Raw genomic sequence first — 7757 nt, forward strand, 5'->3', positions numbered from 1 at the left:
TTTTGAAAAATTAGCTAGAGATGCATCAAGAACATGTCCAGTTGAAAAAGTTACTATAAATTTAAAAGAATCAGATATCAGAACTAAAACTGTTGACGTTGTAAAAGTTGCGCAAGTTTTAGCTGATATCGGAGAAGCTAATATTATAGTATCTGGTGGTCGTGGAGTTGGAAGTAAAGAAAACTTCGTACTACTTGAAAAATTAGCAGCTACTTTAGATGGAGTTGTAGGAGCATCAAGAGCAGCAGTTGAAAATGGTTGGATAGATAAAGCAGTACAAGTAGGACAAACAGGAAAAACTGTTAGACCAACTGTATATATAGCTTGCGGTATTTCAGGAGCTATACAGCATTTAGCTGGTATGCAAGATTCTGATTTCATAATAGCTATAAACAAAGATGCAACTGCACCTATCATGAAAGCTGCGGATGTAGCAATAGCTGGAGATTTCCTTAAAGTAATTCCAGAAATGATAGCTCAAATTAATACACTAAAAAATAAATAAGTTTACTTAAGCGATTTTGATGTATTAATACATCAAAATCGCTCTTTTTTTTATTATAAATTTTATTTACTTTCCAAATGTATATAAATAAACTAAAATATTAGTATTAATACAACGCTTTATACACAAAATATATGAAGGAGCTGATTTTATAATGGATTTCGAAAAAGATGCTGTAGAAATATTAAAAACTGTTATAGATAATGCTTATGATGGTATTATCATTATAGATAAAAATGCAATTATAACTATGATTAGCAAATCATATTGTGAATTTGTAGGGATTTCAGAAGAAAATGCTATAGGAAAACCTGTTATTAATGTTATTCCAAATACAAGGATGCATATTATTGTACAAACAGGTGTTACAGAAACTGCTCAACTACAATCTATAAAAGGCAGCTATATGATAGCAACTAGAATGCCTATAATTAAAAACGGAGAAATAATCGGTGCCATTGGCAAAGTATTATTTAGAAATGTAAAAGAACTAAATACCCTTTATAGTAAAATCAAAACTATGAAAAAAGAACTTGAAACCTATAAAACTCAGTTAAAGCAATTAAATACTGCAAGTTATTCCTTTGACGACATCATAGGTTCAAGTGAAACGATACTAACAGCTAAATCTATCGCTCGTAAGGCAGCTCAAACGCACTCTAATGTACTTATACTTGGAGAAAGTGGCACAGGAAAGGAATTATTTGCTCATGCAATACATTTAGCTAGTGACCGATTGTATGCACCCTTTGTAAAAGTAAACTGCGGAGCTATTCCAACTGATTTATTAGAATCTGAACTTTTTGGTTATGAAGGAGGTGCATTTACAGGTGCTAAAAAAGAAGGTAAAATCGGAAAATTTGAATTAGCCGATGGTGGAACAATATTTTTAGATGAAATAGGAGATATGCCTCTTCATATGCAAGTTAAACTATTAAGAGCAATTCAAGAAAAAGAGGTTGAAAAAATAGGTTCATTAGGAAGCAAGAAAGTTGATATTCGTATAATCGCAGCAACAAATAGGAACTTAGAAAAATCTATGCACGAAGGCAACTTTAGGCAAGATCTTTATTATAGATTAAATGTTGTAACTATTACAATTCCATCTCTTCGTGAAAGGCGAGATGATATTTTGCTTATTGCAAATCACCTAATCACAAAGATTTCTGAAGATTTGAATAAGAAAATTGTAGGCATGTCTAAGGATTCAGAATATTTTCTTAAAAATTATTCTTGGGGTGGTAATATAAGAGAACTTGAAAATATATTAGAACGAGCAATTAATGTAATAGAAAATAGTGATACTATTTGTCCTATAGATTTACCAGATGAAATCACAGGAAGAAAACTGATTAAACCTATTAAAAGTCTTGAAGCAACTATTGTAGAAGCAGAAAAGCAAGCTATTATGGATGCACTAAAATCAACAGATGGAAACAAAACTAAGGCTGCTAAAAAACTTGAAATTGGAAGAACAAGTTTATATGAAAAAATTCAAAAATATAATATACCCTTATAATTGTTCTCAAAAATGAACGGTATTCTTAAACCTTAAGAATACCGTTCATTTTTTAGTACTAAATAGTCATATACACATAAATTAAGTTCTTATAGTCGTACATATAGTTATTTCAAATCTACACATGCTTTAATAAAGTCATCAAATACCCACTATAACATGATCCTTTTGTATATTTTGCTTACCTTTGTTTGGCATGATTCTTGCTTGTTATATTTATAACAAGTGCTAATAATATGATAAAAGGAGATAAAAAATGAAAAAAACTATGTCTAGTTATGACGCAATCACTTTAATAAAAAATGGTGACACCGTTGCAATTGGAGGATTTGTCGGTTCAGGTCACCCTGAAGAATTAACCATTGAAATTAATAAATCTTTTGCCCAAAGCGGAAGTCCTAAAAATTTAACTTTGGTATACTCAGCCGGACAAGGAGACTCAAAAGACAAAGGTTTAAATCGTCTTGGCGAAGAAGGATTAGTTTCAAAAGTAATAGGTGGTCACTGGGGACTTTCTCCCAAACTTTCAAATCTTGCTATCGAAAACAAAATCCAAGCTTATAATCTTCCTCAAGGTGTAATTTCTAGTCTTTATAGAGATATCGCATCAGGCAAACCAGGAACTATTACTCATGTTGGTTTAAAAACTTTTGTAGATCCTAGAATCGAGGGCGGTAAGTTAAACGATATCACAAAAGAAGATATCGTTAAGGTTATTGAAATTGATAATAAAGAATACTTGTTTTATAAGGCTTTTCCTATAAATGTAGCACTTATTCGCGCTACTTATGCTGATGAGAATGGTAATGCCACTATGGAAAAAGAAGCCGTAACATTGGACGTTCTTGCCATGGCTCAAGCAGCTAAAAATTCTGGAGGAATTGTAATACTTCAAGTTGAAAAAGTTGTATCAAATGGCACCCTAGATCCACGAAAAGTTAAAATTCCAGGAATACTTGTGGATGCCATTGTAATTTCAAAACCTGAAAATCATATGCAAACATATGGGGAACAATACAATCCATCATACAACGGTGAAATAAGAATGGCAGTAGATGATATTCCCGGTTTAAAACTAGATGAACGAAAAATAATATCTAGAAGAGCAGCTATGGAACTTATACCCAACGCTGTAACTAACCTTGGAATAGGAGTACCTGAAGGAATTTCCATGGTAGCAAATGAAGAAGGTATTGGCAGCGATATGAAGCTTACTTTGGAATCAGGCCCTATAGGTGGAATCCCTGCAGGTGGATTAAGTTTTGGAGCTGCAATAAATCCTGAAATGATCCTTGATCAACCTAGTCAATTTGATTTTTACGATGGCGGTGGTCTTGATGTAGCTTTTCTAGGCCTTGCTCAATGTGACGAATCAGGAAATATTAATGTAAGTAAATTTGGTCCTAAAATTGCAGGTTGTGGTGGGTTTATCAATATAACTCAAAACTCTAAAAAAGTTGTTTTCTGTGGTGCTTTTACTGCAGGTGGCTTAAAAATAGAAGTGCAAAATGGAAAGTTAAATATTATCAAAGAAGGTAAATTCAACAAATTCATTAAAACTGTTGAGCAAATAACCTTTAGTGGTGAATATGCTGTAGATGTCTCACAACCAGTATTGTATATTACTGAAAGAGCTGTCTTTGAACTTACTAGCAAAGGTGTAGTACTTACTGAAATCGCTCCAGGAATTAATCTTAAAAAGGATATTTTGGCTCATATGGATTTTATGCCAGTAATTTCATCAAATTTAAAATTTATGGATGAAAGAATTTTTGAGGAAAAAATTATGGGACTTAAAGTTTCATAATAATTATAATAAAAAAAACAAGGAGGAATTAATAATGAAAGGTTTAACAATGAATGAACTAAATATTGGTGATAAGGATTCTTTTGAAAAAACTATAAGCGAATCTGATGTATATCTTTATGCTGGAATAACTGGTGACTTAAATCCTGCTCACATAAATCAAAGAGAAGCTGAAACAACAATGTTTAAAGGTAGAATTGCGCATGGAATGTTAACAGCAGGTTTCGTATCCGCTGTACTTGGCATGAAATTACCTGGACCAGGCACTATTTACCTAGGTCAAGAACTTAGATTTACAGCACCAGTTAGATTCGGAGATACTATAAAAGCAGAAGTAGAAGTTATAGAAAAAAAAGTTGAAAAAAATATTATGAAATTAAGTACAATATGTACTAACCAAGATGGAGTTGTTGTTCTTAAAGGTGTTGCAACAGTTATGCCACCTAAATAAAACCTACCCCCATTCAATAAAATAAGTGTTTATTTTATTGAACAGTATTTTTAGAGTTTGAAAATACTGTTCAATTTTTAGAACACCATGATAATGTTTACATGATTAGCGTTCGTTTTATAGAACATGATACTAAGTTCAATAGACATATTTCGAACAAAATAGCTAAAAAGTCATTAAAAGCCATATAAAATTTGTTTTTTATCACTCATTTATTGGCATGATATTTGCTATTTATAATTATGAAAATCTTTACCAATAATTTAATTAAGGGGGATAAAAAATGAATAAAATTATGTCTAGTTATGACGCCATTGCTTTGATAAAAAATGGAGACACTGTTGCAGTTGGAGGATTTATCGGTTGCGGTCACCCTGAAGAATTAACAATAAAAATCAATGAATCTTTTCTTGAAAAAGGATTTCCTAATAACTTAACTTTGGTATATGCCGCTGGGCAAGGAGACTCAAAAGATAAGGGTTTAAATCGTCTTGGCTTAGATGGTTTAGTTTCAAAGGTAATAGGCGGTCACTGGGGCCTTGCTCCCAAACTTGTAAACCTTGCTATTGAAAACAAAATTCAAGCTTATAATCTTCCTCAAGGGGTAATATCTCACCTATATCGAGATATTGCAGCAGGTAAACCTGGAACTATAACTCATGTTGGATTAAAAACTTTTGTGGACCCTAGAATTGACGGAGGCAAGTTAAACGATATCACGAAAGAAGACATAGTTAAAGTTATTAAAATTGATAACAAAGAATATTTATTTTATAAAGCTTTTCCTATAAATGTAACACTTCTTAGGGCTTCTTATGCTGATGAGTTTGGAAATGCTACTATGGAAAAAGAAGCTGTAACCCTAGATGGACTATCCATGGCTCAAGCTGCTAAGAATTCCGGCGGTATTGTAATCCTTCAGGTTGAAAAAATTGTAGCAAATGGCACTCTTGATCCAAGAAAAGTTAAAATCCCAGGAATACTTGTGGATGCCATTGTAATTTCAAAACCTGAAAATCATATGCAAACTTATGCAGAACAATACAATCCATCTTATAATGGTGAAATAAAAATGGCACTTAGTAATATTCCAGGACTTAAGCTAGATGAGCGAAAAATAATATCTAGAAGAGCTGCAATGGAGCTTATTCCCAATGCTATTACCAACCTTGGAATTGGAGTACCAGAAGGAATCTCCATGGTTGCAAATGAAGAAGGAATTGCTAGCGACTTAAGGGTTACTTTGGAATCAGGTCCAATAGGTGGAATCCCTGCAGGTGGATTAAGTTTTGGAGCTTCAATAAATCCTGAAAGCATACTAGATCAAAGTAACCAATTTGACTTTTATGATGGTGGAGGTCTTGATATTGCCTTCCTAGGTCTTGCTCAATGTGACAAAGCTGGAAACATTAATGTAAGTAAGTTTGGCCCTAAAATTGCAGGCTGCGGCGGCTTTATTAATATAACTCAAAATTCTAAAAAAGTTGTTTTCTGTGGAACTTTTACAGCAGGTGGCTTAAAAATTGAAATTCTAAATGGTAAAATAAATATAATTCAAGAAGGTAAAGTTAACAAATTCATTGAAAATGTTGAACAAATCACTTTTAGTGGAGAGTACGCTGTTGATGTCTCTCAACCAGTTTTATACATTACTGAAAGAGCAGTTTTTAGACTAACTAAAGAAGGCGTTACCTTAGAAGAAATCGCTCCTGGTATTGATCTTCAAAAAGATATTTTAGATAAAATGGATTTTACTCCAATTATATCTAAGAACCTAAAACTAATGGATTTAAGAATATTTAATGAGGGTATTATAGGGCTTAAATTAGCTAAATAACAAATGCAGTCTTTGGAATAATAATATTGATATAATTTTCACTAAAATATAAAAAGTAACCGGTTAGAAAAGAGAATAAAATTTTAATAAATGGAGGTTTTATAAATGTTAGGAGTTTTCGGTATCATATTAAGTTTATGTTTATTAATGTTTATGGCATATAAGGGTTTCTCTGTAATTGTCTTTGCCCCTATTTTTGCACTACTCGCTGCTTTATTTTCTGGAATGGCTATTTTGCCAACATACACAGAAATATTCTTGCCCAATCTAGGTAAGTATGTAACAATATATTTTCCGTTCTTTCTATTGGGTGCAATATTTGGAAAAACAATGGAACAATCAGGTGCGGCAAAATCCATTGCCAAAACTATAGTAGAAAAATTAGGAAAAGATAGAGCAATACTCTCAGTAGTTTTATCTGCAGTTATCCTTACTTATGGCGGCGTAAGCCTTTTCGTTGTAGCATTTGCAGTATACCCATTTGCAGCATCTATTTTTAAAGAAGCAGACATTCCCAAACGACTTGTTCCAGGCACAATTGCACTTGGTGCCTTTACATTTACTATGGATTCGCTTCCCGGAACACCACAGATTCAGAACTCCATTCCAATGAAATTTTTTAATACAGATCTCTACGCAGCACCTGTTATGGGAATACTCGGAGCAATTATCATTATGGTATGTGGTATAACTTATTTAGAATGGCGTAAGCGTAAAGCACAAGCAGCTGGGGAAGGCTATGGTGATAACCATACTAATGAACCTATTATGGTTGAAGATGATAGTTTACCAAACCCATTTTTATCAGCATTACCATTAGTTTCTGTGCTTGTTGTCACTCTTATTTTACAAAAATTAGTTTTCCCTCACTGGGATATTATGTCTTGGGTAACTAAAAAGCCTTACAATATGCTATCAGCCGGTGTCGTAGGAACTATGAACAACTGGGCACTAATGATTTCACTTATCGTAGGAATTCTTCTTGCCATGCTTATTAATCCTAAACGTATGCAAGGTAATTTAGCTAAAGCCATCAACGCTGGCGCTATCGGTTCCCTTTTAGCAGTTATAAATACAGCATCTGAAGTAGGTTTTGGTAATGTTATAAAAACACTACCAGGTTTTCAATCTATAGCTCATGCTTTAACAAATATAAATCCTCATGGTAGTCCATTACTATCTGAGGCAGTTACAGTAAATGTTCTATCTGGAGTAACAGGTTCCGCTTCAGGTGGTATGAGTATAGCCCTTGATACTTTTGGAAAACACTACTTACAATGGGCATCAAATACTGGAATAAGCCCTGAATTACTACATCGAGTTGCTGCTATGGCATCTGGAGGTATGGATACATTGCCTCATAATGGAGCAGTTATCACACTACTTGGAATTTCCGGTTTAACACATAAACAAGCATATAAAGATATATTTGCTATTACTCTCCTTAAAACGGGAACATGTTTCTTTCTAATTGGATTACAATCAATTTTACATTTTATTTAATAATTAAATATAAGTATTTTTAATGGGGCTGTCTCAAAATAGAAAGTAATTTCTATTACGAGATGGCTCTTTTTTTTTCTGCAAATACAAAAGTGGATTCCGAGGAATCCACTTTTGGTGTATAATTTAAGCATG

Annotated in this window: 6 protein-coding genes; all 6 read left to right on the forward strand. The window is 33.0% G+C overall.

Going from position 1 to position 7757, the window contains the following annotated elements; genetic code table 11:
• On the forward strand, positions 1 to 505 hold a 505-nt coding region (locus KPL37_RS18595; RefSeq protein ID WP_216151565.1), incomplete at its 5' end, for an electron transfer flavoprotein subunit alpha/FixB family protein.
• 154 nt (positions 506 to 659) lie between these two features.
• Positions 660 to 2024, forward strand: coding sequence for a sigma-54 interaction domain-containing protein (locus KPL37_RS18600; RefSeq protein WP_216151566.1), 1365 nt, complete (start codon positions 660 to 662; stop codon positions 2022 to 2024).
• 256 nt (positions 2025 to 2280) lie between these two features.
• The gene (locus tag KPL37_RS18605; protein WP_216151567.1) at positions 2281 to 3831 is read left to right on the forward strand and encodes an acyl CoA:acetate/3-ketoacid CoA transferase; all 1551 of its coding nucleotides are present in this window, start codon (positions 2281 to 2283) and stop codon (positions 3829 to 3831) included.
• Between the two features lie 34 nt (positions 3832 to 3865).
• Positions 3866 to 4282: a MaoC family dehydratase gene (locus KPL37_RS18610; RefSeq protein WP_216151568.1), complete on the forward strand. Its 417-nt coding sequence runs from the start codon at positions 3866 to 3868 to the stop codon at positions 4280 to 4282.
• Between the two features lie 283 nt (positions 4283 to 4565).
• The gene (locus KPL37_RS18615) at positions 4566 to 6119 is read left to right on the forward strand and encodes an acyl CoA:acetate/3-ketoacid CoA transferase (protein ID WP_216151569.1); all 1554 of its coding nucleotides are present in this window, start codon (positions 4566 to 4568) and stop codon (positions 6117 to 6119) included.
• A gap of 105 nt (positions 6120 to 6224) precedes the next feature.
• Complete coding sequence (locus tag KPL37_RS18620; protein WP_216151570.1) at positions 6225 to 7622, forward strand: GntP family permease; 1398 nt, start codon at positions 6225 to 6227, stop codon at positions 7620 to 7622.
• The last annotated feature ends 135 nt before the right edge of the window (positions 7623 to 7757 follow it).

The organism is Clostridium frigoris, assembly GCF_018861865.1.
In the GTDB taxonomy this organism is placed as follows: domain Bacteria; phylum Bacillota; class Clostridia; order Clostridiales; family Clostridiaceae; genus Clostridium_AD; species Clostridium_AD frigoris.

Excerpts from the sequence above, each read along its gene's own strand:
- KPL37_RS18605 (WP_216151567.1), top strand. The coding sequence starts at position 2,281 with ATGAAAAAAACTATGTCTAGTTATGACGCAATCACTTTAATAAAAAAT.
- KPL37_RS18610 (WP_216151568.1), top strand. The coding sequence starts at position 3,866 with ATGAAAGGTTTAACAATGAATGAACTAAATATTGGTGATAAGGATTCT.
- KPL37_RS18620 (WP_216151570.1), top strand. The coding sequence starts at position 6,225 with ATGTTAGGAGTTTTCGGTATCATATTAAGTTTATGTTTATTAATGTTT.
- KPL37_RS18615 (WP_216151569.1), top strand. The coding sequence starts at position 4,566 with ATGAATAAAATTATGTCTAGTTATGACGCCATTGCTTTGATAAAAAAT.
- KPL37_RS18600 (WP_216151566.1), top strand. The coding sequence starts at position 660 with ATGGATTTCGAAAAAGATGCTGTAGAAATATTAAAAACTGTTATAGAT.